Genomic DNA, 25,439 nt, shown 5'->3' with positions numbered 1-25,439 from the left:
GACGATGATCCCGGACATCAAGCCCAACAGCATGCTCTATCTCAACAACGTCTCCGTCTCCTTCGACGGCTTCAAGGCGCTGAATTCGCTGTCGATCGTCATCGAGCCGGGCGAGCTTCGCGCTATCATCGGCCCGAACGGTGCCGGCAAGACGACGATGATGGATATCATCACCGGCAAGACGCGGCCCGATCAGGGCGAGGTGTTCTTCAACGGCCAGATCGATCTCACCAAGAAGGACGAGGCCGACATCGCCCAGCTCGGCATCGGCCGCAAGTTCCAGAAGCCTACGGTCTTTGAGAGCCACACCGTCTGGGACAACCTCGAATTGGCCCTCAACCGCAAGCGCGGCGTTTTCTCGACGCTCTTTTACCGCCTGACGCCGGAGGATCGAGACCGCATCCACGAAATCCTCGACACGGTGCGCCTCTCTCACCGGAGCGATGAACTGGCGGCCAATCTTTCGCATGGGCAGAAGCAATGGCTGGAGATCGGCACGCTGCTCGCCCAGGAGCCGAAGCTTCTGCTCGTCGATGAGCCCGTTGCGGGCATGACCGACGCCGAGACGGCGGAGACGGCGGTGCTGCTGAAGGAGATAGCAAAGACGCGGTCCGTGGTGGTGGTGGAGCACGACATGGGCTTCATCCGCGATCTCGGCGTCAAGGTGACGTGTCTGGCGGAAGGCTCGGTGTTGGCCGAAGGCTCGATCGATTTCGTCAGCAGCGATCCGAAGGTGATTGAGAATTATCTGGGGCGGTAGGTGATGTTTCGGGTGCAAAGAAGATCCTTGTTTGCCTAGAAAAGCCCCTCATCCGTCCTTTCGCGGTTCGCTGTGCGAAGCCGCTCAAGTCCACCTTCTCCCCGTTTCACGGGGCGAAGGGGTTTAGCTTGCTCGGTCGTCCCCTCTCCCCGTCAAAACGGGGAGAGGGCTAGGGTGAGGGGCTTTTATGGAAAAGAAAGAAGATGAAGCCATGCTGACAGTGGAAAACGCAAATCTGCATTATGGCGCCGCCCAGGCTTTGCGCGGCATCTCCATCAAGGCGGAGATGGGCAACATCACCTGCGTGCTCGGACGCAACGGGGTCGGCAAGAGCTCGCTGTTGCGCGCGGTCACCGGCCAGCATGCGCTGTCGGCGGGTTCGGTCGCCTTCAATGGGATAACGCTGAACGGAATGGCGCCCTTTGCCCGCGCCAAACAGGGTATTGGTTATGTGCCGCAAGGGCGCGAAATCTTTCCGCTGCTGACGGTCAAGGAGAACCTGGAGACCGGCTTCGCACCCGTGCCGCGCCGTGACCGCAACATTCCCGAGGACATCTACAATCTGTTTCCGGTGCTGAAATCCATGCTGTCGCGCCGCGGCGGCGACCTATCGGGCGGTCAGCAGCAGCAATTGGCGATCGGCCGTGCAATGGTGACGCGGCCGAAAATATTGGTGCTGGATGAGCCGACCGAGGGCATCCAGCCTTCGATCATCAAGGATATCGGCCGCGCGATCCGCTATCTCAGGGATTCCACCGGCATGGCGATCCTGCTGGTCGAGCAATATCTCGATTTTGCCGGGAGCTTGCCGATTACGTCTACATCATGGACCGCGGCGAGATCGTTCACGAAGGGCTGGCGGAGACGCTGGATACGCCCGCGGCGCGCCGGCATCTGACGGTGTGAAGCCATTGCCGCTCTTTTCATCGTCTGACGAAAAATGCGGCGGGTGCCCGCCACATCGGCCCGTGCCCCAGGCGATTGTACAAGGCACAGAAATTGCTTGCCTTTATTCCTTGGCGGGCTTCAATGACCTGCGCGACATGATGGGATGAGCGGAGAAACGGAATGGTGACGGCAGCGGCGAGCACGAGACCGCAGAGGGCGCGCGGGCGCGGTCATCTGGCGGCCAAAGCGCTTGACGGGCGCACGCGCCTTGCCGAGCTTTTCCAGGAGGGTGCGGCGAAGATCCGTCTGCCCGACACGTTCGATAGTTCCATGGAAGCCGTCATCATCAACACGGCCGGTGGGCTGACCGGCGGCGACCGGATGGATTGGAGCATCGTTGCTGCGCCGGGCACGCGCATCGATGTGACTACGCAGGCCTGCGAAAAGATCTACAAGGCATCCGCGGGCACCGCTGAAGTCGTGACTTCGATCAGGGTCGGCGCTGGCGCACGCGTCGATTGGCTGCCGCAGGAAACCATTCTATTCGATCGCGCCTCGCTGTCGCGCAGGCTTGATGTCGATCTCGACGAGACCGCCGAATTTCTGGCCGTTGAGGCAATCCTGCTTGGCCGCAAAGCCATGGGCGAGGCGATGGCGCAGGGCTTGTTTCGCGACCGCTGGCGCATCCGCCGCGCTGGGCGATTGATCCATGCCGAGGAGCTGCTGCTCGACGGCGATGTCGCGGCGCTGACGGCCGAGCATGCTGTCCTGAGCGGCCAGGTCGCTTTCGCCACCCTGTTCTATGCCGGGCCGCTAGCGGAGACCTATCTCGCCAAGGTGCGGCCCCTCGTAGACGGGCACATGGGCGGCGTTAGCCAATGGCGCGACAAGCTGGTGGCACGGCTGGCGGCACCCGACGGCTTCGCCCTGAGAAAAATCCTGATCCCGGTCATTTCCGCCTTGCGCAACGGAACGCCAGTGCCGAAAGTCTGGAATCTGTAGTTCGAGCAAATAGCAATCACATAGGTAGGCGATGAACCTTACTCCGAGAGAAAAAGACAAGCTGTTGATTTCCATGGCGGCAATGGTTGCGCGGCGACGGCTGGAGCGCGGCGTCAAACTCAACCATCCGGAAGCCATCGCGCTGATCACCGATTTCGTCGTCGAAGGTGCTCGCGACGGCCGTCCGGTTGCCGAACTGATGGAGGCCGGCGCCCATGTCATCACCCGCGACCAGGTGATGGAGGGGATCGCCGAGATGATCCACGACGTACAGGTTGAGGCGACGTTTCCGGATGGGACGAAGCTCGTCACCGTGCACGAGCCGATCCGCTGAGCGACGAGCAGAGGAAACCATGATTCCAGGTGAAATTCTTGCCGCAAGCGGCGATATCGAACTGAACGCCGGCGCGCCGACCGTAACGCTGGAGGTCTCCAATACCGGCGACCGGCCGGTGCAGGTCGGCAGCCACTATCATTTTGCCGAGACGAATGGCGGTCTCGCCTTCGATCGCGACAAGGCCAAGGGCATGCGTCTTGATATCCCTGCAGGGACGGCCGTGCGTTTCGAGCCGGGCCAGACGCGTTCGGTGACGCTGATCCCGCTCTCCGGTAAGCGCGAAGTCTACGGCTTCCGCCAGCAAATCATGGGCAAACTCTGAAGGCTTACAGGGAGAGACGGCATGTCTTTGAGATTGCTTGCGTCCGGCGCGTTTGTCGCGACGGTTTTGATGTGCAGTTCGGCCTATGCGCAAAATGATCCGGACGAGCCGGAGGTCGATTGCAACAATGCGCAGACGCAGATGGACATGAACATCTGCTCGCAGCGCGACTACGACAAGGCCGATAAGGCATTGAACGAGCAATATAAAAAGACGCGCGCGGCAATGGTTGCCACTGATGCCGATCTCGATGCCGACCAAAAGGGCGCAGAAAAGGCATTGGTCAAAGCGCAACGCGCCTGGGTCGATTACCGCGATGGCCAATGCGAGGCGGAGGGCTTCGAGGCGCGGGGCGGGTCGATGGAGCCCATGCTCGTTTCTGGATGCAAGGCGACATTGACGGAGCAAAGAACCAAAGAGCTGAAGACGCTGGCCGATGGGCCGGAGGGTGCGCAGTGAATGCAAAACGCAGGATCGTGATCGTCGGCAATGGCGAGATCGCGGAAGCGGCGGCGAAGGAGATCGACGCCGCCGACATGGTCGTGCGCTTCAACGATTGCCGCTCCATCCAGACAGGCGGCAGCCGCACCGATGTCGTCGCGGTCTGCAATACCGGTCGGCCGGCGCGCGCGATGCTGGGTTCTGCCGAATGGCGCGGCAGCCCACCGATCGCGGCCGCATCGGAAATCTGGAGCGTGCGCGACCCCCGCAAGTTCGCCGCCCTGCGCGCTCCGCTGTCGCAATCGCATCCGGAACTTAACGATTTCTGCGACGATTACACCGATCAGTTCACTGCTTTCTGCAAGGCCACCGGCAAGCGCCATGTGGTCATCGATCAGTCTGTTCATGGGAGCGTCGACGAAGCTCTCAAGCCGCATGAACCCGGCCCTTATGTCGTGCCGAGCAGCGGCATGATCGTGATCGCCGACTTGCTTTTACGGTACCCCGACGACGACATCGCCATCACCGGCTTCAGCCATACCGGCTGGGACGGCCATCCATTTGCTGCGGAGAAGCGCTTGGTCGACCTTTACGTTTCCCTCGGTCGCCTGAGGCGCATCGCCGACAAGACTCTTATCCATTCCTCCCAAGGAGCCTGATTTATGCCCTACAAGATCTCGCGCGCCGCCTATGCCAACATGTTCGGGCCGACGACTGGCGATAAGGTGCGGCTTGCCGATACCGAGCTTTTCATCGAGGTGGAGAAGGATTTCACCACCTATGGCGAGGAGGTGAAGTTCGGTGGCGGCAAGGTCATTCGTGACGGGATGGGGCAGAGCCAGGTGACACGGGCAAACGGTGCCGTCGACACCGTTATAACCAACGCGCTGATCGTCGATACTTGGGGGATCGTCAAGGCCGATATCGGCCTCAAGGATGGCCGCATCGTCGCGATCGGCAAGGCCGGCAATCCGGATACGCAGCCGGGCGTCAACATCATTGTCGGGCCGGGCACGGAGGCGATCGCGGGTGAGGGCAAGATCGTCACAGCCGGCGGCATGGACAGCCACATCCACTTCATCTGCCCGCAGCAGATCGAAGAGGCGCTGATGAGCGGGCTGACAACCATGCTCGGCGGCGGTACCGGCCCGGCGCATGGAACGCTTGCCACCACCTGCACGCCCGGCCCGTGGCACATCGCCCGCATGATCGAGGCCGCTGACGCCTTCCCCATGAACCTCGCCTTTGCCGGCAAGGGCAATGCCTCGCTGCCCGGTGCGCTCGAGGAGATGGTGCTTGCCGGTGCGACCTCGTTGAAGCTGCACGAGGATTGGGGAACGACGCCGGGCGCAATCGACTGCTGCCTGACGGTTGCCGATGCTTATGACGTGCAGGTTATGATACACACGGATACGTTGAATGAAAGCGGTTTCGTCGAGGACACGATCGGCGCCATCAAGGGCCGCACAATCCATGCTTTCCACACCGAAGGGGCCGGTGGTGGCCACGCGCCTGATATCATTAAGATCTGCGGCCAGTCGAATGTAATCCCGTCTTCGACCAACCCGACGCGCCCCTATACGGTTAACACGATCGCCGAGCATCTCGACATGTTAATGGTCTGCCATCACCTGTCGCCGTCGATCCCGGAAGACATCGCTTTTGCTGAAAGCCGCATTCGCAAGGAGACGATCGCGGCGGAAGATATTCTCCACGATATCGGCGCCTTTTCGATCATTTCGTCCGACAGCCAGGCCATGGGCCGCGTCGGCGAGGTGGCCATCCGCACCTGGCAGACCGCCGACAAGATGAAGCGCCAGCGTGGCCGCCTCGCGCAGGAAATCGGCGACAACGACAATTTCCGCGTCAAGCGTTACATCGCCAAATACACGATCAACCCGGCGATCGCCCATGGCCTCAGCCACGAGATCGGTTCGATCGAAGTCGGCAAGCGCGCCGATCTGGTGATCTGGAATCCGGCCTTCTTCGGCGTCAAGCCGGACATGATCCTGCTCGGCGGCTCGATCGCCGCCGCCCCGATGGGCGACCCGAACGCCTCGATCCCAACTCCGCAGCCAGTGCACTATCGCCCGATGTTTGCCTCTTTCGGCAAGAGCCTGACGAACTCGTCAGTCACTTTCGTCTCACAGGCGTCGCTCGACGCCGGTCTCGCCGGCAGGCTCGGTGTCGCCAAGAGCCTCGTTGCCGTCAAGAATACCCGCGGCGGCATCTCCAAGGCTTCGATGATCCACAACAGCCTGACGCCGCATATCGAGGTCGATCCTGAGACCTACGAGGTACGTGCCGATGGCGAGCTTCTGACCTGTGAACCGGCGACTGTGCTGCCGATGGCGCAGCGCTATTTCCTGTTTTAACAGGACCTGCGACATTTCAACGCCTGTAGATTGTGAAAACCCCTGGATTCCAGGGGTTTTTCGTCAGTCGTCCGAACTAACACAACATAATCAGAGACTTGCGCCGGGGGTATTCCTGTCGCAACCTCACGTCAGGCCATGGGCGGTTTTGGTTCCAATTTCTAATAGTTCATAAGTTGGGAAAAGCCGCGCATTTTAATTATTGCATTAAAGACCTGGAAGAGCCTTCACCCCTATCTCACCTCATCGAATTGGTGGCTGAGGAAGGTGATTCGCATGAAATGGTGGATTTCGCTGCAGGCCGAGCTCGGTAATTTTCAGCAGCGTCGCACGATTTATATTTTCGCGTTAAAGATGAGTTTTATTGCGGTCATTCTGTCGGTTGCCATCATTCTCGTCATGCTGCCGGTCCTGCGGTGGCTTGGCTTGTTGCCGTTACCCATACTGGACGCGATCCGCCTCAGTATCTTGTTTGCATGGTTCATCGGCGGTATCGTCTCCGGCGCATTGGCACTACTGGCTGGCTACGCCATTCATAAGCTTGCCGTCTCCCGCGCCGAATTCGAGCGACTGAGCCGTACGGATATGCTGTCCGGCTTGCTGAACCGTCGCGCCTTTACCGAGGCATTGGATGAAGCGCAGAGCGACGCCTCGCTGGTGATCTTCGACGTCGATCGGTTCAAGACCATTAATGATCGCTATGGGCACGCCTCGGGCGATGCCGTTATCGTTGCGGTGTCGCAGATATTTTCCAGCATTTTCGAGGGCAGGGATGTGATAGCCCGCCTCGGCGGCGAAGAGTTCGGCGCCATCGTCCACGGCCACGACATGGCCGAACGCGTCGCCCGTATCGAGGGCGTCAAAGCGCTGATTGCCGATCAGGCCATTGCCGTCGAGGGCGGTGCAGTGAAGATCACGATTTCGGCGGGGGTCGCCGACATATGGAGTGAACGCAAAAAAGAGGTGGTCTATGCCGCCGCGGACAAGGCGCTTTATCTTGCCAAGGCGCTCGGCCGTAATCGCGTCGTTCATGAAAGCGAATGGCTGAATCATGTCTGGCATCGTAGCCCGGTCGAAGAGGATCCGGAGACAGCGCCTTACCTTGCGGAGCAGCATCGATACGGCCATGGGATATAGAGCGGTCCAGCTTTTCACGGAATCTTAGAACCGCTCCATCTTTTTGTATTTTCGCAATTCCGAACGGAAAACCGCTACGCACTTTTCCTGGAATTGCTCTGGCTCTGCAAAACCGGCACTGGTCCTTGCGCGGAAAGCCGCTATTTTGCATGCTTTGACAAAGTTTTGAATTGGACCTGCCATGCAACGCGTCACTTCCTATCTGCCCGCCGGCACCCCATCCTCCGATCCGATCGATCGCGTCGTGTTGCCGCATGACCTCCGGCATTTGCGCCGCAAACTGCTGCATCTCGAAAATGGCGAGATGATCATGCTCGATCTGAAGGAGCCGGTTCTGTTTGCCAATGGCGACTTGCTGGTGCGCGAAGACGGCGAACTGATCGAGATCGTTGCTGCCACGGAAAAGCTGTTCGAGATCAAGCCGCGCGACCGCCGGCACCTGATCGAGCTCGCCTGGCACCTCGGCAACCGGCATCTTTCGGCACAGATCGAGGAAGACCGCATCCTGATCCTGCGCGATCATGTCATCCGCTCGATGCTCGAAGGTCTCGGCGCGACGGTGAAGGAGGTCAGCGAAGCTTTCCAGCCTGCACGCGGCGCCTACCATGCGCATGGCGGCCATTCGCACGGTCACGATCACGGGCATCATGACCATGGCCATAATCATGATCATGGGCACGACCACGACCATCACGATCATTCAGACGACTGAGCGTCGATGACTGGGGGTTCAGTAAAGGAGGACGGCGAGCTGCAGGCGTTCTTGCGGCTGATGGCCTGGCTGTCGCCGGCTTTCCCCGTCGGTTCCTTCGCCTATTCGAGCGGCCTCGAAAGCGCTGTCCACGACGGCTTGGTGCAGAATGCCATGAGCCTTCGGGATTGGATCACGGCGTTAATCCGCCATGGTTCGGTCTGGAACGATGCCGTCTTGCTCGCCGAGGCGCATGGCGCGGGTGAGGATGCCGCGCGGTTGGCTGAGGCGGCCGAGCTTGCCGACGCGTTGGCCGGCTCGAAGGAGCGGCATCAGGAAACCATGCTGCTCGGCGAAGCCTTCCTCTCCGCCGCCAATGCCTGGCCGCATCCGGTCTTTTCCATTCTACCCGCGAAGACGGCCTATCCGGTGGCGGTCGGCGCCGTGGCTGGAGCGCACGGCATATCTAGGGAAAAGACGCTCGCGGCCTTCCTGCATGCGCTGGCGTCGCAGATGCTCTCGGCCGGCATTCGGCTCGGGGTGACCGGACAGAAAGACGGCGTCGCGATCCTGGCGGCGTTGGAGGACGTCATCGCCGAGGTCGCGAAACGAGCCGCGCAATCGAGTCTCGATGATCTCGGTGCGGCGACAGTGCAGGCCGATATTGCAAGCCTTCGTCATGAGAGGCAGGGCACCCGGCTCTTTCGCTCCTGAGGGGTGGGTTCAAGCAAATGTTGCGATCGAAGCAGGTCCTACGTCATTCGCCGCTGTGCGAGACGCGTATGCTTCGCTATTCTATGTTTTTATCGGAGTTTCGGGCATGAAATCGAGAAATGGACCCTTGCGCGTCGGCATCGGCGGACCTGTCGGCTCGGGCAAGACGGCGCTGACGGAGAAGCTGTGCAAGGCAATGCGCGACGATTATTCCGTTGCGGTGGTGACCAACGATATCTACACGACCGAGGACGCCGAGGCGCTGGTGCGCATGCAGGCGCTGACATCGGATCGCATCGTCGGCGTCGAAACCGGTGGCTGCCCGCACACCGCCATTCGCGAGGATGCGACGATCAACCTGCAGGCCATCGCCAGTCTCAACGAGCGGCTCCCTGATCTCGATGTGGTCTTCATCGAATCCGGCGGCGATAATCTGGCAGCGACCTTTTCGCCGGATCTCGCCGATATCACCATCTATGTGATTTCGGTCTGCCAGGGCGAGGAAATTCCGCGCAAGGGCGGTCCCGGCATTACCAAGTCCGACCTTCTCGTCATCAACAAGAAGGATCTCGCACCCTTCGTCGACGTCGATCTTGATGTCATGGACCGTGACGCGACCCGCATGCGTCAGGCCCGTCCCTTCGTGTTCTCCGACATGAAGCGCGGCGAAGGCATTGGAACGATCGTCAATTTCCTAAAAGAACAGGGCGGCCTGTAAGCCGCCCCGTCATCATTACCACTATCATTTTAGTCAACCTGCCGTTCTACTCGGCGGCGAACGGCGGCAGTTTCAAGATATTCGTCTTGGCCTTTACGCCGCGCTGCGGGGCGTCCTTGTTTTCCACGGCCTCAAGGCGTTCTTCCAACGCAGTGAGCGACTTGCGGTTTTCGTCGACGGCGGTTGCCAGTCTTTCCTTGGTCAGAACCTCGTCGTCCACATCCTTCTTGCCGACGACACGGCCGAAGAGCCAGGCAAGCAGGCGCGACAGGTCGTCCATGATCAGGAAGAAGGACGGCACGACCACCAGGCTGAGGACGGTCGAGACGATGATGCCGCCGATCACCGCGATCGCCATCGGCGCGCGGAACGAGCCGCCTTCGCCGACGCCGAGTGCGGACGGCAACATGCCGGCCGACATGGCGATCGAGGTCATGATGATCGGCCTTGCACGCTTGCGGCCGGCCTCGACCACGGCCTCCAATCGCGGCATGCCGTGATGCATCATTTCGATGGCGAAATCGACGAGCAGAATGGCGTTCTTGGTGACGATACCCATCAACATCAGGATGCCGATCATGACGGGCATAGACAGGGCATTGCCGGTCAGCATCAGCGCCAGGGCCACGCCACCGATCGCCAGAGGCAGCGACAGCAGAATGGTGAAGGGCTGAATCACATCCTTGAACAGCAGCACCAGCACTGTCAGCACCAGCAGAAGGCCCAGCAGCATGGCGTTGCCGAAGCTCTGCTGCATTTCTTTCTGGACCTTGGTGTCGCCGCTTTCAGCCAGATGGACAGTGGCCGGGATTTTGGCACTGTTGACGGTGGCGAGGAAATGGCTTGAAGCGGTGTCCAGCGCCACGCCCTGTGGCAGGTCGGCGCCGATGGCGACGACGCGGTAACGGTTGTTGCGCTTGATCGAGGAAAGGCCTTCCGAATAGTCGATATCGGCCACGCTCGACATCGGCACTGTCGCACCGGTGGCTGTCTTGATGCGCAATGCCCGGATCGCTGCAAGGTCGCGGCGCATGCCGATTGCAGCCTGCACCCGGATGGGGATCTGGCGGTCATCGAGCGAAATCTTGGCAAGCGAGGCGTCGATATCGCCGATGGTCGCGACGCGCACCGTATCGGAAATCATCTGCGGCGTAATGCCAAGACGGGCCGCCTCGTCCTTGCGCGGATAGATCTGCAGCTCAGGCCGGGGCAGGGCGCCGTCGGCACTGACATTGGCAAGTGCCGGATCGGCGCGCAGTTTGGCTTCGAGGATGCCGACCGCTTCGTTCAAATCCTTCTCGTTGCGGGAGAGGAAGTTGTAGGTCAGGTCACGGTCGCCGCGGTCATTGAGCTTGGTGATGCGAACGTCAGGGATCGAACGCAGCTTGGCGAAGACTTCCTTTTCGATCTCCCATTGCGGCTTAATGCGGCCGTGGACGGCAACCTTCGGCAGGTGGGGACCGATGACGGGCAGGGAACCCAGCACATCGTTGACCAGCTTCTTGACGAGCGACTGGTCGAGCTTGCCGAGAGTCAGCGTCACTGTCGCGCGGCGCAATTCCAGATCGCCTTTCGGCGAGGCGCCGCCAAGGACGAAAACATTGTCAACACCGTCGATGTCCTTGATGCGCCTGTAAATTTCATTGGTTGCCTGCTCGGTGTCGTCGAGCCGGGCATTTGGCGGCAGCTCGGCAGACAGCACGATGCGGGAGGAATCGTCCGGGGGAATGAAGCTGCCGGGCACGAACATGATCAGCGCGAAGACGGAGGCGACGGAGAATGCAAAGGCCGCAAGCAACGTCGGATAGCGCGTGTACCATTTCTTCGTCGTGATCCGTACCAGCCAGCTATAGCCGCGCATGAAACGGCCGTCATTGTCGTGATGGTCGTCGATGGCGTCTTCGGCACGCATAAAATAGGCGGCCATCATCGGCGTGATCAGGCGCGCGACCAGCAGCGAGAAGAACACTGAGAAGGCAACCGTCAGGCCGAACTGGATGAAATATTGGCCTGGAATGCCCGGCATGAAGGAAACCGGTACAAAGACGGCGATGATGGTGAACGTCGTCGCGATGACCGCAAGGCCGATTTCGTCGGCGGCATCGATCGCGGCGCGATAGGGCGTCTTGCCCATCTTGATGTGGCGGGCAATGTTCTCGATCTCGACGATGGCGTCGTCGACCAGAATACCGGTCGCGAGCGTCAGGGCCAGGAAGCTGACAAGGTTCAGCGAGAAGCCGATCTGATTCATGATCCAGAAGGTCGGGATCGCCGAAAGGGGCAGTGCGACTGCCGAAATCAGCGTCGCTCGCCAATTCCTGAGGAACAGGAAGACGACGATGACCGCCAGCAACGCGCCTTCCAGCAGCGTATGCATCGCCGCTTCGTAGTTGCCGTAGGTGTAGTAGACCGCATCGTCGATCATCTCGATCGAGACGTTCGGATTTTCGGCACGCACCTTGTTCAAAGTGTCGGCCACAGTCTTGGCGACGGATACTTCGCTGGCGCCCTTGGCGCGGAACACGCCGAAAGTCACGACGGGCGTGCTGTTGAAGCGCGAGAAGGATTTCGGCTCCTGATAGGTGTCCTTGATCACGCCGAGATTGGAGAGCTTGACGAAGCGGCCGTTGGTCAGCGCGATCGTGGTGTCGGCGAGCTGGGCGACATCGCGGGCGTCGCCAAGGACGCGGATCGCCTGTTCGCTGCCGGCCACCTGGCCGCGTCCGGAACCGAGATCGATGTTGGTTCCGCGCAACTGCTGGCTGACCGAAAGCGCGGTAATGCCGTAGGCGTTCAGCTTGTTCGGGTCGAGCTCAATGCGTACTTCGCGGTCGGCGCCGCCATAGCGGTCGACGCGGCCGATGCCGGCCTGGCCCTGCAGCGCGCGCTTAACGGTGTCGTCAACGAACCAGGACAGTTCCTCGAGCGACATGTTCGGCGAGGAAACGGCAAAGCTCTGGATCGCCTGGCCCTCGACGTCCACCTTGGAGACGATCGGCTCGTCGATGGTCGACGGCAGAGTGCCGCGGATGCGATCGATCGCGTCCTTGGTATCCTGAACGGCCTGTTGCGTCGGCACTTCCAGGCGGAAAATGACGACGGTCTGCGACTGGCCGTCGGTCACCGTCGATTGAATCTCGTCGATGCCGTTGATGCTGGCGACGGCGTCTTCGACTTCCTTCGTCACCTGCATTTCGAGTTCGGCAGGCGAGGCGCCGCTCTGGGTCACGGTAACATTGACGACCGGGACGTCGATATTCGGGAATCGGGTGATCGGCAGATTGAAGAAGGCGTGTGCGCCCACCACCATCAGCAGGAAAAAGGCCAGAAGCGGGGCGACCGGATTTCGGATGGACCAGGCGGAAAAGTTCATCTTGCCGTTCTCGCTCAGTTGGACGCTTGCGGAGCTTCTTTGACGGGGGTGATGTGATCCCCGTCACGGACATAGGCACCGGCTTTGGCGACGACTTCGTCACCATCCTTCAGGCCGTTGACGATTTCGACATAGCCGCCGTCCTGAATGCCGGTTTGAACGTTGACGAATTTTACGACCCCATTTTCGACCTTGCGCGCGGAAGAGCCATTTTCGTCCGTGTAGACGGCCGTCAACGGCAGGGTGACGCCCTGTGTCTCGCGGACGATGATCTCAGCGCTGCCATACATGCCTGCGCGCGCTTTTTCGTCGTCATCGATGGAGATGTGCACCGCGCCGAGGCGGGTGACCGCATCGACAATCGGCGCAACAAGACGGACGGAGCCGGTAAGCTTTTCGCGGCTGCCGGAAAGCAAGATCAACGCCTTCTGGCCAAGAGTAATCTTGGTGATATCGCTCTCCGAGACATCCACCACCAGCTCCAAATCGCTGTCGCGGATGATGGTGAACAGCGGATCGCCAGTGCCGTTCGCGATAGCGCCGACGCGGGCATTGCGCGAAGCGACGGTGCCTGCGACAGGCGTCTTGACGCCGGTGCGGGCAAGCTTCAGGTCGGTATCGGCGATCTGGCTGTCGATGACCTTGAGATCGGCTTCGGCAACCGCGATTGCCTGCTCGGCCGAGGCCTCGCGCGCCTTGTTGGCGGCAGCCGCCGCATTCGCTTGCTCAACCGACGAGGTCGAGACGGTGCCCTTGGCGCCCATGGCAACGGCGCGGACGCGCTGCAATTCTGCCTCATCCGCATTGGCGTGGGCCTCACTGAGCTGCGCGTGCAACTGGGCAAGCGTTGCTTCGCCCTTGGCCTTCGTTGCCTCCATCTGACTCTTCTGCAGAACCAAAGCGTCGTCGTTCAGCGTGGCAAGCGTGCTGTTCGCCTCGACCCTGTCGCCAACATCGGCATTCAGCGAGCGGATCGACAGGCCGTCGACCTGCGGCTGAATATAAACCTCTTCCACGGCTTTCACCGTGCCAGTGGCGACAACCTTGTCGGTGAGCTTGCGCGTCATGGCCTGCGTGACGACGATCGCTGGTAGATTCTGCTTCGGCGCAGTGACAGTGGGCTCTTCGGCTAGAGCCGCCGGTGCCGTCAGGAGAACAAGCAACATTGCAGTCGTGCTCAAAAATCTGTGCGGCGTAAAGGCCATGCGTTCAATTCCAGTTCGGTATGTGTGTAAACGGGATCTCGCTATTTTCCGTCGCGAGCACGGGGGATCAATGCGTGCGGGGCCGGCTCTTTCCGGCGGATCAATATCCGTCTTTCATGCCTGCAAGTCCCTCATCCTCAATTTGTCCCATTAGGTGGGAACGATTTCCAAATCCTGCAAGATCACGAGAAAATGATTTCTGCTTCGCACGCAATTCTAAAGGGCGTTGCATTGCAAATCAATTACGCGCCGGTGATGTCGGCATTCACATGCTTGATCGAAGCATGGCTTTTCAGGCAAACGCGGTAACAAAGCCAGTCTTTTATCGCTGCTGTTACAAAATGAAAAAAACGCGCGAAGCGTGAACCTTGCGCGTTTCGACAGTTTTCGGCGTCGGACTATTTCAGTGCGGCGTCGGTGATCTCGTGTGTATAGGCGCCCGTCGGCTTCTTGTTGATGATCTTCTGGTCGAGAAGGGCGGCCACCGTGCGATCGTAGAGTTTCTCGTCGAGCTTGCCGGTGCCGATCAACTTGGCGACTTCGCCCATCATGCGCTTCTGGTGATTTTCGTCCTGGCCGCCATTGTCCATGACGATTTCGGCGGCTTCATCCGGATGTTCGACGGCGTATTTCCAGCCCTTCATCGAAGCGCGGACGAACTTGACCATGTCGGCCTTGAACTTCGGGTCCTTCAGCTTGTCCTCGTTGACATACAAGCCGTCTTCCAGAAGGTCGTTCCCGAGTTTGGTGTAGTTGAAGACGATCAGGTCTTCCGGCTTGAAGCCGGCATCGACCGCCTGCCAATATTCGTTATAGGTCATGACCGAGATGCAGTCGGCCTGCTTCTGAACGAGCGGCTGAACGTCGAAGCTCTGCTTCAGGACGGTGACACCATCCTTGCCGCCATCGGTCTTCAGACCGATCTTGTGCATCCAGGCGAAGAAGGGATATTCGTTGCCGAAGAACCAGACGCCGAGCGTATGGCCCTTGAAGTCGGCTTCGGTCTTCACCGGGCCGTCCTTCGGGCAGATCAGCTCCAGGCCGGACTTGTTGTAGGGCTGGGCGATGTTGATCAGCGGAACGCCTTTTTCGCGCGCGACCAGGGCGCCACCCATCCAGTCGACGATGACATCGGCGCCGCCGCCGGCAATCACCTGTTCCGGCGCGATATCCGGACCGCCCGGCTTGATATCGACGTCGAGGCCTTCCTCTTTATAGAAGCCCTTGTCCTTGGCGACGAAGTAGCCGCCGAACTGACCTTGCGCCACCCATTTCAACTGCAGCGTCACTTTGTCGGCAGCCATCGCTGCCTGTGCTGCGGCCAGCGCCATTGCGCTTGCCATCAATGCGACCACCAGTTTTTTCATATTTTTTATCCTTTTCCCTCTGAAGTTATGCCTTGATCCTTTGGCCGGGATCTCAGGCTACGTCTGCCCACCACGGATAGACGGATGCCAGAACGTCGTCATCCTCTCCAGAATGGCGACGATACCGTAGAAGACGGATCCCGCAACCGCGGCGACCGCGATTTCCGCCCAGACCATGTCGACATTCATCCGGCCGATTTCGGTCGAGATGCGGAAGCCCATGCCCGACATGGGTGTGCCAAAGAACTCCGCCACGATGGCACCGATCAGGGCCAAGGTCGAGTTGATCTTTAGCGCATTGAAAATAAAGGGCGCGGCGGCCGGCAGGCGAAGCTTGAGCAGCGTTTGCGAATAGCTCGACGCGTAGGTGCGCATCAGGTCGCGCTCCATATTGCCGGCAGCGGCAAGGCCGGCGACCGTGTTCACCAGCATCGGAAAGAAGGTCATGATGACGACAACGGCGGCCTTCGACTGCCAGTCGAAGCCAAACCACATGACCATGATCGGAGCGACACCAATGATCGGCAAGGCCGAGACCAGATTGCCGATCGGCAGCAGGCCATGACGGAGAAATGCGACGCGATCGGCAAGAATGGCGACGACGAAGCCGCTTGCGCAGCCGATGATGTAGCCGATCAGTACCGATTTGAAGATCGTCTGCTGCACGTCGGTCCAGAGGGTCGGGATGGAGCCGGCGATCCGCGCCCCGATGGCGCCCGGCGGCGGCAGCAGGATGAAAGGGATGCCGGCGCCACGGGTGGCGGCTTCCCAGATGATCAATATCCATGCGCCGAAGATTGCCGGAATGAGCAGCCGCAGGCCATAATTGCCCGCAGGTGAACGCGGCCGGATCGTGGACAGCACGGAGACGCAGCGCCAGGCGAGCAGCCAGGCGGCGGCGATCAGCAGGAAGAAGGACAGGCGCGCTTCGCCTTCGTTTCCGGTGATCCCCGAAAGCAGCAACCATGCAGCTCCATGCGCGCCGATGAAGAGGACTGTAGCGGACAATGCCGACGACAGATTGATGAAGGAAATCGCGGCGGCAACGGCGACCAGCAGCAAGGTGAGGATGGTCACGCCACCGGTAAAGGGAGCAACCGCGTCCTCCGTAAGCAACGGCAGCATGGCGATGGCAGCGAGGCAGAGGAGGAGGGCGAGCAGGCCCTGCCAGGAAAGATGAATGCCCTTCATGCCGGCCTGCCTCCCATCGAGCGATCGACGATGCGGGCCACGATGCTGACGATGGCGACAAGGGCTGCCGCCAGTACCGAGCCGGCGACAAGCGCCGCCCAGATATCGATCGTCTGGCTGTAATAGGACCCTGCGAGCAGCTTCGCGCCGATACCGGCAACGGCACCGGTCGGCAATTCGCCGACAATGGCGCCGACAAGGCTCGCGGCAATCGCAACTTTCATCGAGGTGAAAAGAAAGGGGATCGAAGCGGGCACGCGCAGCTTCCAGAAAGTCTGCGCGGCGCTAGCATTATAGGTGCGCATCAGGTCGAGGTGCATGACTTCCGGCGAGCGCAGTCCCTTCACCATGCCAACGGCGACGGGAAAGAAGGAAAGATAGGTCGAGATCAACGCTTTTGGGATCAGGCCGGTAATGTTGACCGCGGCGAGGACAACGATGACCATCGGCGCGATAGCCAGGATCGGCACGGTCTGCGATGCTATGATCCACGGCATCAGGCTACGGTCGAGCGCGACAAGATGCACGATGCCGACGGCAATGAGAATGCCGAGCAGGGTGCCGAAAGCGAAACCGACCGCTGTGGAGGATAATGTCACCCAGGCATTGTAGACGAGACTGCGGTTGCTGGTCGGGGGTCTCAGAAAGGTGTTTTCGAAGACGTTCTGCGCCACCTGATGCGGCGCCGGCAGGACCGGCTTCGGCTGCGCAAGCGTCTTGCCGATGAATTCCATCCTGCCGGAAGTGACGTTGGCGCGCCGATCAAGATCGCGCTGGAACGGGGTGTTGAGAATGATGGCAAAGGCGTACCACAACACGAGGATTGCGAGCACGATGGTCGTAACCGGCAGAAATTTGTGTTTGAAGAATTGCTCCTTCTCCATGGTCACGCCCCTCTTTCCGCCGAAAACAGCATCAGCACCATCGCGACAATGCCGAGCCCGACGCCGGCGAGCTGCGGCAGGCTGAGACGCTCGCCAAAGACGATGAAGGCAACGATGTTGACGACCACGAGCTGGGCGATGGCGGAGGCGGAAATCGCCAGCCCCAGCCCACCCTCGCGCATCAGCCGGACCATCATCAGATTGCCGACGCAATAGAGGCAGAGCGCCAGAACAAGGACCAATATGTTGTTGTTGGCGATATAAGCCCGCGAGGCGGTCGCGCCACCAATGAAGATCGCCATGGCGCCGGTAAGCCAGAGGAGGAATTGCGGGTTCATCGTGTGATCCTATTCCTCATAACTATGTCCCGCCCTCAGTCCTTCGCGGACACGGTGTGCGATTTCCAGGAATTCAGGGGTTTCGCGAATGCCCAGCGGGCGTTCGAGCGGAAGGGTGGATTCGATGACATCGGTGACGCGGCCGGGACGGGGCGACATGACGACGATCTTGGTGGAGAGATAGACCGCTTCCGGGATAGAGTGCGTTACGAAACAGATGGTCTTGTTCGTTCGCTTCCAGAGTTTCAGCAGCTCTTCATTGAGGTGATCGCGAACGATTTCGTCGAGGGCACCGAAGGGCTCGTCCATCAGCAGCAGGTCGGCGTCAAAGGCGAGTGCGCGGGCGATCGAGGCGCGCTGCTGCATGCCGCCGGAGAGCTGCCAGGGGTATTTGTGCGCAAAGCCGGCGAGGTTGACCAGATCCAGCGTCTGGGCGATGCGCTTGGTGTGTTCGCTCCTGGCATAGCCCATGATCTCCAGCGGCAGGGCGATATTCTTTTCGATCGTGCGCCAGGGATAAAGGGCAGGCGCTTGAAAGACATAGCCATAGGCGCGAGCGCTGCGCGCCTCTTCCGGCGTCATGCCGTTGACGGTGACGTCGCCGGAGGTCTTGCGCTCGAGATCGGCGATGACACGCAGAAACGTGGTCTTGCCGCAGCCGGACGGACCGATGAAGGAGACGAAATCGCCCTTCCGCACGTCGAGATCGACATTGCTCAGCGCATGCACCGGCCCGTCATTTGTCTCATAGGTGAGGCAGAGGTTCCGCGCGGAGACGACGGAGGGAGCGGATGACGTCATTAACACCTACCAGTCATGTTTTCGCCGCGCAGTCGAGGCGGATTGCGTGTTACTCTACACGGCATCGCGTTGGTTTTAGAACCTGAGGCCGCCGCAGATCTATCGAATTTTATGGAGGAATGGCATGAGCGTTTCATCGAAGCCCACCTGCCGCATCGTGCAGCCCGGCAGCACCTATGCCGGGAAACAAGGCTTCAACTACTTTGAGGGGATTGCCGCCGAGACAGTCGGCTCGACGGGTATCCGCATGCATCTTCTGACGATCCCGCCGGGCGGACGCGCCAAGGCGCACCTGCATGCGTCGCATGAGACGGCGATTTATGCGCTGTCCGGCGAGACGCATTGCTGGTTTGGCGATCAATTGGAAGAACACGTTGTCGTTTGCGCCGGCGAAATGTTCTACATTCCGGCCGGCGTTCCGCATCTGCCCGCCAATCTCAGCGACCAGCCGGCGACAGCCATCATCGCCCGCACCGATCCGAACGAACAGGAAAGCGTCGTCCTGCTGCCGGATCTGGAACTGCATGTGCCGTTGTGAGGTGATGGACTGGAACGCCATTGCCAAGCGTTACACCCCGCTCGCCGGGATGCCGCTGCGCTGAACCTTGCGCGGCGCGGTGACATCTTTCCAGGTCGAGAGTGCGCGGTTGACAGCGGTGAAAGGATCACGCTTGACGAATTCGCCATGGCCTTGCTGCGTCTTGACCGTGCTTTCCTCGATGGCAACCACGCCGCGGGTTAGCGTGTAGCGCGGCAGGCCCGTCACCTGCTTGCCTTCGAAAACATTGTAGTCGATCGCCGATTGCTGCGTCTTGGCGGTGATGGTCTTCGTGCGCTTCGGATCCCAGACGACGATATCGGCGTCGGCGCCGACAAGGATCGCGCCCTTTTTCGGATAGACGTTGAGGATCTTGGCGATATTGGTCGATGTCACAGCCACGAACTCGTTCATGGTCAGACGGCCAGTGTTGACACCATGGGTCCAGAGCATCGGCATACGGTCTTCGAGGCCGCCGGTGCCGTTCGGGATCTTGGTGAAGTCGCCGAGGCCGAAGCGCTTCTGTTCGGTCGTGAAGGCGCAATGGTCAGTGGCGACCACCTGCAGCGAACCGGAGGCAAGGCCGGCCCAGAGGCTGTCCTGGTGCTGCTTGTTGCGGAAGGGTGGGGACATGACGCGGCGGGCGGCGTGGTCCCAATCGGGATTGGAATACTCGCTCTCATCGAGCGTCAGGTGCTGGATCAATGGCTCTCCAAAGACGCGCATGCCTTTCTGGCGGGCGCGGCGAATGGCTTCATGCGCCTGTTCGCAGGAGGTATGGACGATGTAGACTGGGCTGCCGGCCATATCCGCAATCATGATGGCGCGGTTCGTCGCTTCACCCTCAACTTCGGCCGGGCGGGAATAGGCGTGCGCTTCCGGGCCGTTATTGCCTTCAGCAAGCAGTTTCGCCTGCATCTGCGCCACTACGTCCCCGTTCTCGGCATGAACGAGGGGGAGGGCACCGAGTTCGGCGCAGCGTTGGAAGGAGGAGAACATCTCGTCGTCATCCACCATCAGCGCGCCTTTATAGGCCATGAAGTGCTTGAAGGTGTTGATGCCCTTGTCGCGGACGACGGCTTCCATCTCATTGAAGACCTGCTCGCCCCACCAGGTAATTGCCATGTGGAAGGAATAGTCGCAGTTTGCCCGCGTCGACTTGTTGTCCCACATGGTCAATGCCTCGAGCAGCGACTGGCCGGGCGAGGGGAGCGCGAAATCCACCACCATTGTCGTGCCGCCGGCAAGAGCCGCCCGCGTGCCGCTCTCGAAATCGTCGGAGGAATAGGTGCCCATGAACGGCATTTCGAGATGCGTATGCGGGTCGATGCCGCCGGGCATGACATAGCAGCCGGACGCGTCGAGAACTTCATTGCCGGACAGGTTCTGCCCGATCTCGACGATCTTGCCGCCCTCGATCTTGACATCGGCCTTATAGGTCAGATCGGCCGTGACGATGGTTCCACCCTTGATGACTGTGCTCATGGTGTTTGCTCCCTGTTTTCGAAGTTCTGGCAGTTGTGACGTTCCCTTATCTGCGCCGCCCCCTCATCCGACCCTTCGGGCCACCGTCTCCCGAAGGGGAGAAGAGGATTCCTGTTGCGACATCGATGTCAAACAAAAGCCAGCCAGCGAAGACTGCGCTGGTTGGTGCCCCCTTCTCCCCTCGGGGAGAAGGTGCCTGAAGGGCGGATGAGGGGGATGGTTCAAACGCGTCATTCGACTGCTTCCCCCAGTGGTCGGATCGCAGGATGGAAGCGCAAAATATCGTCCGTTTTGAGCATCTTCCCCTCGAGCGCTGCAAGAATTGTCCCCAATACCGCCCGGCGCTCCCTCGTGATCTCATGATTCCAGAATCTCAACACCGAATAACCGTGTGTATTGAGCCACTGCGTCCGAATGACATCGGAAAAAGATCCAGCATGCTGGAAGCCGTCGATTTCAACGATCAGTAATTTGTCGCGACAGAGAAAATCAACGACATAGGGGCCACGGGGAATTTGTCTGGCAAATTTGTATCCGTTTAGACGACGGTCACGCAGGTCGCTCCAGAGGCGATATTCCTCTTCCGTCTCAATCTGACGAAGTCTACGCGCCTGTCTGGTTTTGCCCGGGCGGCGTTTGCTGATGTCGTCGTTGTCCGGCATCCGTGGCGTCCCCCTCATCCGACCCTTCGGGCCACCTTCTCCCCGAGGGGAGAAGGGGATTCTTGCTGCGGCATCGATGTCAAACAAGATCTTATCAGCCAGGATCGCGAATATGCTGTAGAAGGGCATAGCGGCTTTCCCCCTTCTCCCCTCGGGGAGAAGGTGCCCGAAGGGCGGATGAGGGGGCTGCGACGGGCGAGGCATCATGCTCACGCAACGATCTCCGCAGTCTCCAGGACTGCATGGAACAGGACATCCGCGCCGGCGGTCGCCCATTCCTTGGAAATTTCTTCGGCCTCGTTGTGCGACAGGCCGCCGACGCAGGGGCACATGACCATGGTGGCCGGTGCCACCTTGGCGGCCCAGCAAGCGTCGTGACCGGCGCCGGAGATGATGTTCATGTGGCTGTAGCCCAGCTTCTCGGCGGCGTTGCGAACGGCTGTTACGAGCTTCGGATTGAAGGTCACCGGCTCGAAATGGCCGATCGCCTCGACCGAGCAGCCGACGCCGAGGGCGTCGCAGATCACAGGCGCCTCGGCCTCGATCTTGGCGCGCATGCGATCGAGCTTTTCCTTGTCGGGCGAGCGGATGTCGACTGTGAAGACCACCTTGCCCGGCAGGACGTTGCGCGAATTCGGCGTGAAGAAGACCTGACCGACACCACCGACGGCGCCAGGCTGGTTTTCCATCGCGACGCCCTGCACCATTTCGATGATCCGCGACATGGCAAGCCCAGCATTGACGCGCATGTTCATCGGCGTCGAGCCGGTATGTGCTTCCTTTCCGGTCAGCGTAAATTCCAGCCACCACAGGCCCTGACAGTGTGTGACGACGCCAATGGTCTTGTCCTCGGCTTCAAGGATCGGGCCTTGCTCGATATGATATTCGAAATAAGCGTGCATCTTGCGCGCGCCGACCTCTTCCTCGCCGACCCAGCCGATGCGCTTCAGCTCCTCGCCAAAGGTCTTGCCTTCCGGGTCCTTGCGGCCATAGGCATAGTCCAGCGAATGCATGCCGGCGAAGACGCCGGAGGCGAGCATGGCGGGCGCGAAACGCGCACCCTCTTCATTGGTCCAATTTGTGACCACGATCGGATGTTTGGTCTTGATGCCCAGGTCGTTCATCGTGCGTACGACTTCGAGCGCACTCAGCACGCCGAGCACGCCGTCATATTTGCCGCCGGTCGGCTGGGTATCGAGATGCGAGCCGACATAGACGGGCAGCGCATTCGGATCGGTGCCGGGACGGGTCGCGAACATCGTGCCCATCTTGTCGACGCCGAGTTTCATGCCGGCGTTTTCGCACCACGTCTTGAAAAGGCTGCGGCCTTCGGCGTCGGCGTCGGTTAGCGTCTGGCGATTGTTACCGCCGGCGATGCCGGGGCCGATCTTCGCCATGTCCATCAATGCGTCCCAAAGGCGATCGCCGTTGATACGCATGTTTTCCCCTGGCGCTGCCACCATGATCTAATCCTCACCTGTTTATCTCGGGTCATGCAAGGCGCATGCCCAATTGTTCCCGTTGGTCGTTGCCCAGAGCGCTTGTTTGTTTTTCTCGCCCCGGGAAATCGCCGGTTGCCTTTGTAAGACATCTGACAGATAATTTGACCGATTGGTAAACATTACAACTTCCGTGGCGGCGCTCAAGACGAAAAGCACGAAAATTCCCGACAAAATTATAGGCAATTGCCCAAATTTAAAGCGTGGGCGGGATGAATGAGAGCTTGGCCGAAGGGCTTGGATTTCAAGGAGAAACAAAGCACACATGGCCATCCCTAGAGCCGCCAAGACGCAACGCCGTACCCGCATTCAGGAAGAAAAAGAGGAAGTGATACTCGAAGCCGCGTTGGACGTATTTTCGGTCCACGGCTTTCGCGGCTCGACCATCGATCAGATCGCGGAAGTCGCTGGCATGTCGAAACCCAATCTGCTCTATTATTTCCGCACCAAGGAGGCCATGCACCGCGCGCTGATCGACCGGGTGCTGTTTACCTGGCTGGAGCCGTTGCGTGCCTTCGACGCCAATGGCAACCCCGAAAGCGAGATCCGCTCCTACATCCGCCGCAAGCTGGAAATGGCCCGCGATTTCCCGCGAGAAAGCCGTCTGTTCGCCAACGAGATGCTGCAGGGGGCGCCGCATGTCGAGGATGAGCTTCGGGGGCCGCTGAAGACCCTTGTCGACGAAAAGGCGGAGGTGATTCGCGCCTGGGCGAAGGCTGGTAAGATCGCCAAATGCGATCCCTATCACCTGATCTTCTCCATCTGGTCGACGACGCAGCATTATGCGGATTTCGACGTACAGGTGCGCGCCGTACTCGGGCAGGAACATTCAGGCGATGGGCGTTTCGAGGATGCTGCGCGCTACCTCGAACAGCTTTTCGTCGATGGGCTCCGTATCCGCCACACTTGAGCGGCGACGCAACCCCCGAAAGGATTGCGCCGCACATGGAGGTGATAGAACTCAGCTCCGTTCTCTAAAAATAGTAGTCCCGCTCGATGCCGTCATAGCGGCCTGATTTCAGGCAGCAGCTCTTTAAACCGCCTCCGGGAACCGCAGGGGCAGGGGTCGTTGCGGCCGAGTTTTTCAATCAGCTCGACATCGCCATGGATGAGTTGCGAGCCGGTCTTTACCCGGGTTTCCGATGGGAAGGACTTGCGTCGTTTGGACGTGACCTCAAAAGCTCACGTCGTGGAGGGTTTTGGACTTGCGTGACATGGTCGCCTCCTCTGAGTTGCTATTCCTGCGATCGTTTGCAGTGCGTCTCCCATAACCTGTTTTTCACGCTTCCGCGAGCTGTGAAAAACAGGTCGTGAACTACGCCGGAGCTTGTACGAAGAAGGCGGCCGCAGCTTGCTGCGACCGCCCCTATGCTCATGCGGATCTTTGTCGCTTTACTCCGCCGCCTGCCGGGCCATCGGATTGTTCGGATGGGTCGTCCAGTTGGCATAGTTTGGATCGACGACCTTGCCGGTGCGCTTGTCGAGGGCGCCTGCCGGCAGGGCTTCCATGGTGATGCAGTTTTCGACGGGACAAACGCTGACGCAGAGATTGCAGCCGACGCATTCCTCATCCATCACCTCGAAATGCCTGACGCCGTCGACCATGTTGGTGATCGCCTGGTGCGAGGTGTCTTCGCAGGCGATGTAGCAGCGACCGCATTTGATGCAGGCGTCCTGATCGATCTTTGCCTTGGCGATGTAGTTGAGGTTGAGATATTGCCAGTCCGAAACGTTCGGCACAGCGCGGCCGATGATATCGTCCAGATTGCGGTGGCCCTTTTCGTCCATCCAGTCGGAGAGGCCTGATATCATCTCCTGAACGATCTTGAAGCCGTAGGTCATTGCCGCTGTGCAGACCTGCACGTTGCCGGCGCCGAGAGCGAGGAACTCGGCCGCGTCACGCCAGCTGGTGATGCCGCCGATACCGGAGATCGGCAGGCCGTAGGTTTCGGGATCGCGTGCGATTTCGGCCACCATGTTGAGCGCGATCGGCTTGACTGCCGGGCCGCAATAGCCGCCGTGGCTGCCCTTGCCGCCGACGGTCGGGTTCGGGGCAAAGCTATCGAGATCGACTGAGACGATCGAGTTGATGGTGTTGATCAGCGACACGGCGTCGGTGCCGCCGGCTTTGGCGGCACGGGCGGGCTTGCGAATGTCGGTGATGTTGGGGGTCAGCTTGGTGATGACGGGCATGCGGGTATATTGCTTGCACCAGCGCACGACCATCTCGATATATTCCGGCACCTGACCGACCGCGGAGCCCATGCCGCGTTCGGACATGCCGTGCGGACAGCCGAAATTGAGCTCGATGCCGTCAGCATTGGTTTCCTCCACCAGCGGCAAGATCGCCTTCCATGCATCTTCAACGCAGGGAACCATGATCGATGCAATGAGGGCGCGATCCGGCCAGTTCATCTTCACCTGCTTCATTTCGCGCAGATTGGTGGAGAGGTCGCGGTCGGTGATCAGCTCGATATTGTTGAGGCCGAGCAGGCGGCGGTCGGCGCCCCAGATTGCGCCGTAACGCGGGCCGTTGACGTTGACGACGGGCGGGCCTTCCTCGCCAAGCGTCTTCCACACCACACCGCCCCAGCCGGCCTTGAAGGCGCGCTCGACGTTATAGGCTTTGTCGGTCGGCGGTGCCGAAGCGAGCCAGAACGGGTTCGGAGATTTGATGCCGACGAAATTATTGCGGAGATCAGCCATATCAA

At 60.1% G+C, this 25,439-nt stretch carries 25 protein-coding genes and 1 pseudogene; 14 read left to right on the top strand and 12 right to left on the bottom strand.

Annotated elements, in window-relative coordinates:
* Positions 1-4: 4 nt before the first annotated feature.
* The 12 genes and pseudogenes from urtD (at position 5) to ureG (ending at position 9,385) form a co-directional block, all read left to right on the top strand.
* On the top strand, positions 5-760 hold the full coding sequence (gene urtD / locus CCGE525_RS15900) for an urea ABC transporter ATP-binding protein UrtD (protein WP_120705125.1): 756 nt from the start codon (positions 5-7) through the stop codon (positions 758-760).
* Between the two features lie 211 nt (positions 761-971).
* Positions 972-1,666: pseudogene (urtE, locus tag CCGE525_RS15895) on the top strand (urea ABC transporter ATP-binding subunit UrtE).
* A gap of 162 nt (positions 1,667-1,828) precedes the next feature.
* Entirely contained in the window at positions 1,829-2,650 is an 822-nt protein-coding gene (locus CCGE525_RS15890) for an urease accessory protein UreD (protein WP_120705124.1), read from the top strand.
* A gap of 31 nt (positions 2,651-2,681) precedes the next feature.
* Positions 2,682-2,984, top strand: coding sequence for an urease subunit gamma (locus CCGE525_RS15885; protein WP_034503828.1), 303 nt, complete (start codon positions 2,682-2,684; stop codon positions 2,982-2,984).
* A 19-nt stretch (positions 2,985-3,003) separates the two neighbouring features.
* A complete protein-coding gene (locus tag CCGE525_RS15880) occupies positions 3,004-3,309 on the top strand; it encodes an urease subunit beta (RefSeq protein ID WP_107108952.1) in 306 nt (101 codons plus the stop codon).
* Between the two features lie 21 nt (positions 3,310-3,330).
* Positions 3,331-3,768, top strand: coding sequence for a lysozyme inhibitor LprI family protein (locus CCGE525_RS15875; protein WP_120705123.1), 438 nt, complete (start codon positions 3,331-3,333; stop codon positions 3,766-3,768).
* A 17-nt stretch (positions 3,769-3,785) separates the two neighbouring features.
* Positions 3,786-4,409 carry a Urease operon accessory protein gene (locus CCGE525_RS15870; protein WP_120706434.1) on the top strand — a complete coding sequence of 208 codons (624 nt, stop codon included), beginning with the start codon at positions 3,786-3,788 and terminating at the stop codon, positions 4,407-4,409.
* A gap of 3 nt (positions 4,410-4,412) precedes the next feature.
* The gene (ureC, locus tag CCGE525_RS15865; RefSeq protein WP_120705122.1) at positions 4,413-6,125 is read left to right on the top strand and encodes an urease subunit alpha; all 1,713 of its coding nucleotides are present in this window, start codon (positions 4,413-4,415) and stop codon (positions 6,123-6,125) included.
* A gap of 276 nt (positions 6,126-6,401) precedes the next feature.
* On the top strand, positions 6,402-7,262 hold the full coding sequence (locus CCGE525_RS15860) for a GGDEF domain-containing protein (protein WP_120705121.1): 861 nt from the start codon (positions 6,402-6,404) through the stop codon (positions 7,260-7,262).
* Positions 7,263-7,443: 181 nt separating this feature from the next.
* Positions 7,444-7,974 (top strand): urease accessory protein UreE, encoded by a 531-nt coding sequence (ureE, locus tag CCGE525_RS15855; protein ID WP_120705120.1) that lies wholly within the window; start codon positions 7,444-7,446, stop codon positions 7,972-7,974.
* A gap of 6 nt (positions 7,975-7,980) precedes the next feature.
* Positions 7,981-8,667 (top strand): urease accessory protein UreF, encoded by a 687-nt coding sequence (locus tag CCGE525_RS15850; protein ID WP_120705119.1) that lies wholly within the window; start codon positions 7,981-7,983, stop codon positions 8,665-8,667.
* Positions 8,668-8,773: 106 nt separating this feature from the next.
* Positions 8,774-9,385: an urease accessory protein UreG gene (ureG, locus tag CCGE525_RS15845; protein ID WP_120705118.1), complete on the top strand. Its 612-nt coding sequence runs from the start codon at positions 8,774-8,776 to the stop codon at positions 9,383-9,385.
* 46 nt (positions 9,386-9,431) lie between these two features.
* Here ureG and CCGE525_RS15840 read toward each other — a convergent pair whose 3' ends face one another.
* From CCGE525_RS15840 to CCGE525_RS15810, 7 genes are all read right to left on the bottom strand, one after another.
* Positions 9,432-12,758, bottom strand: a complete 3,327-nt coding sequence (locus CCGE525_RS15840) for an efflux RND transporter permease subunit (protein ID WP_120705117.1) — start codon at positions 12,756-12,758, stop codon at positions 9,432-9,434.
* A gap of 14 nt (positions 12,759-12,772) precedes the next feature.
* Positions 12,773-13,924: an efflux RND transporter periplasmic adaptor subunit gene (locus CCGE525_RS15835; protein WP_245472028.1), complete on the bottom strand. Its 1,152-nt coding sequence runs from the start codon at positions 13,922-13,924 to the stop codon at positions 12,773-12,775.
* A gap of 437 nt (positions 13,925-14,361) precedes the next feature.
* A complete protein-coding gene (locus tag CCGE525_RS15830; RefSeq protein WP_120705115.1) occupies positions 14,362-15,330 on the bottom strand; it encodes an ABC transporter substrate-binding protein in 969 nt (322 codons plus the stop codon).
* A gap of 57 nt (positions 15,331-15,387) precedes the next feature.
* Positions 15,388-16,521 (bottom strand): ABC transporter permease, encoded by a 1,134-nt coding sequence (locus tag CCGE525_RS15825; RefSeq protein WP_120705114.1) that lies wholly within the window; start codon positions 16,519-16,521, stop codon positions 15,388-15,390.
* On the bottom strand, positions 16,518-17,405 hold the full coding sequence (locus tag CCGE525_RS15820) for an ABC transporter permease (RefSeq protein WP_120705113.1): 888 nt from the start codon (positions 17,403-17,405) through the stop codon (positions 16,518-16,520). The genes CCGE525_RS15825 and CCGE525_RS15820 overlap by 4 nt, the downstream gene beginning before the upstream one ends.
* A 2-nt stretch (positions 17,406-17,407) precedes the next feature.
* A complete protein-coding gene (locus CCGE525_RS15815; RefSeq protein WP_120705112.1) occupies positions 17,408-17,743 on the bottom strand; it encodes a hypothetical protein in 336 nt (111 codons plus the stop codon).
* Between the two features lie 9 nt (positions 17,744-17,752).
* Positions 17,753-18,544, bottom strand: coding sequence for an ABC transporter ATP-binding protein (locus tag CCGE525_RS15810; protein WP_120705111.1), 792 nt, complete (start codon positions 18,542-18,544; stop codon positions 17,753-17,755).
* Positions 18,545-18,668: 124 nt separating this feature from the next.
* Here CCGE525_RS15810 and CCGE525_RS15805 point away from each other — a divergent pair, with 124 nt between their 5' ends.
* Positions 18,669-19,082, top strand: a complete 414-nt coding sequence (locus CCGE525_RS15805) for a cupin domain-containing protein (RefSeq protein WP_120705110.1) — start codon at positions 18,669-18,671, stop codon at positions 19,080-19,082.
* A gap of 30 nt (positions 19,083-19,112) precedes the next feature.
* Here the strand turns inward: CCGE525_RS15805 and hydA are convergent, their stop codons facing one another.
* The 3 genes from hydA to CCGE525_RS15785 all read right to left on the bottom strand — a co-directional run bounded on the left by hydA (position 19,113) and on the right by CCGE525_RS15785 (position 22,692).
* Positions 19,113-20,567, bottom strand: a complete 1,455-nt coding sequence (hydA, locus tag CCGE525_RS15800) for a dihydropyrimidinase (RefSeq protein ID WP_120705109.1) — start codon at positions 20,565-20,567, stop codon at positions 19,113-19,115.
* 230 nt (positions 20,568-20,797) lie between these two features.
* Positions 20,798-21,436: an endonuclease domain-containing protein gene (locus CCGE525_RS15790; RefSeq protein WP_425375901.1), complete on the bottom strand. Its 639-nt coding sequence runs from the start codon at positions 21,434-21,436 to the stop codon at positions 20,798-20,800.
* A 2-nt stretch (positions 21,437-21,438) separates the two neighbouring features.
* Positions 21,439-22,692 carry a Zn-dependent hydrolase gene (locus CCGE525_RS15785; RefSeq protein WP_120705107.1) on the bottom strand — a complete coding sequence of 418 codons (1,254 nt, stop codon included), beginning with the start codon at positions 22,690-22,692 and terminating at the stop codon, positions 21,439-21,441.
* Between the two features lie 301 nt (positions 22,693-22,993).
* Between CCGE525_RS15785 and CCGE525_RS15780 the strand changes: the two genes are divergently transcribed.
* On the top strand, positions 22,994-23,638 hold the full coding sequence (locus CCGE525_RS15780; RefSeq protein ID WP_120705106.1) for a TetR family transcriptional regulator C-terminal domain-containing protein: 645 nt from the start codon (positions 22,994-22,996) through the stop codon (positions 23,636-23,638).
* A gap of 92 nt (positions 23,639-23,730) precedes the next feature.
* On the opposite strand, the gene CCGE525_RS38980 is transcribed toward CCGE525_RS15780, so the two are convergent.
* Together CCGE525_RS38980 and preA are read right to left on the bottom strand one after the other, a co-directional pair.
* Positions 23,731-23,817: an SEC-C metal-binding domain-containing protein gene (locus CCGE525_RS38980; protein WP_245472170.1), complete on the bottom strand. Its 87-nt coding sequence runs from the start codon at positions 23,815-23,817 to the stop codon at positions 23,731-23,733.
* A gap of 303 nt (positions 23,818-24,120) precedes the next feature.
* Positions 24,121-25,434 carry an NAD-dependent dihydropyrimidine dehydrogenase subunit PreA gene (preA, locus tag CCGE525_RS15770; protein ID WP_120705105.1) on the bottom strand — a complete coding sequence of 438 codons (1,314 nt, stop codon included), beginning with the start codon at positions 25,432-25,434 and terminating at the stop codon, positions 24,121-24,123.
* Between the last annotated feature and the right edge of the window lie 5 nt (positions 25,435-25,439).

The sequence above is a fragment of the Rhizobium jaguaris genome, from assembly GCF_003627755.1.
Lineage (GTDB): Bacteria > Pseudomonadota > Alphaproteobacteria > Rhizobiales > Rhizobiaceae > Rhizobium > Rhizobium jaguaris.
Note: the sequence above shows the minus strand (reverse complement) of the source record. Positions and strands in the feature narration are given on the sequence as shown.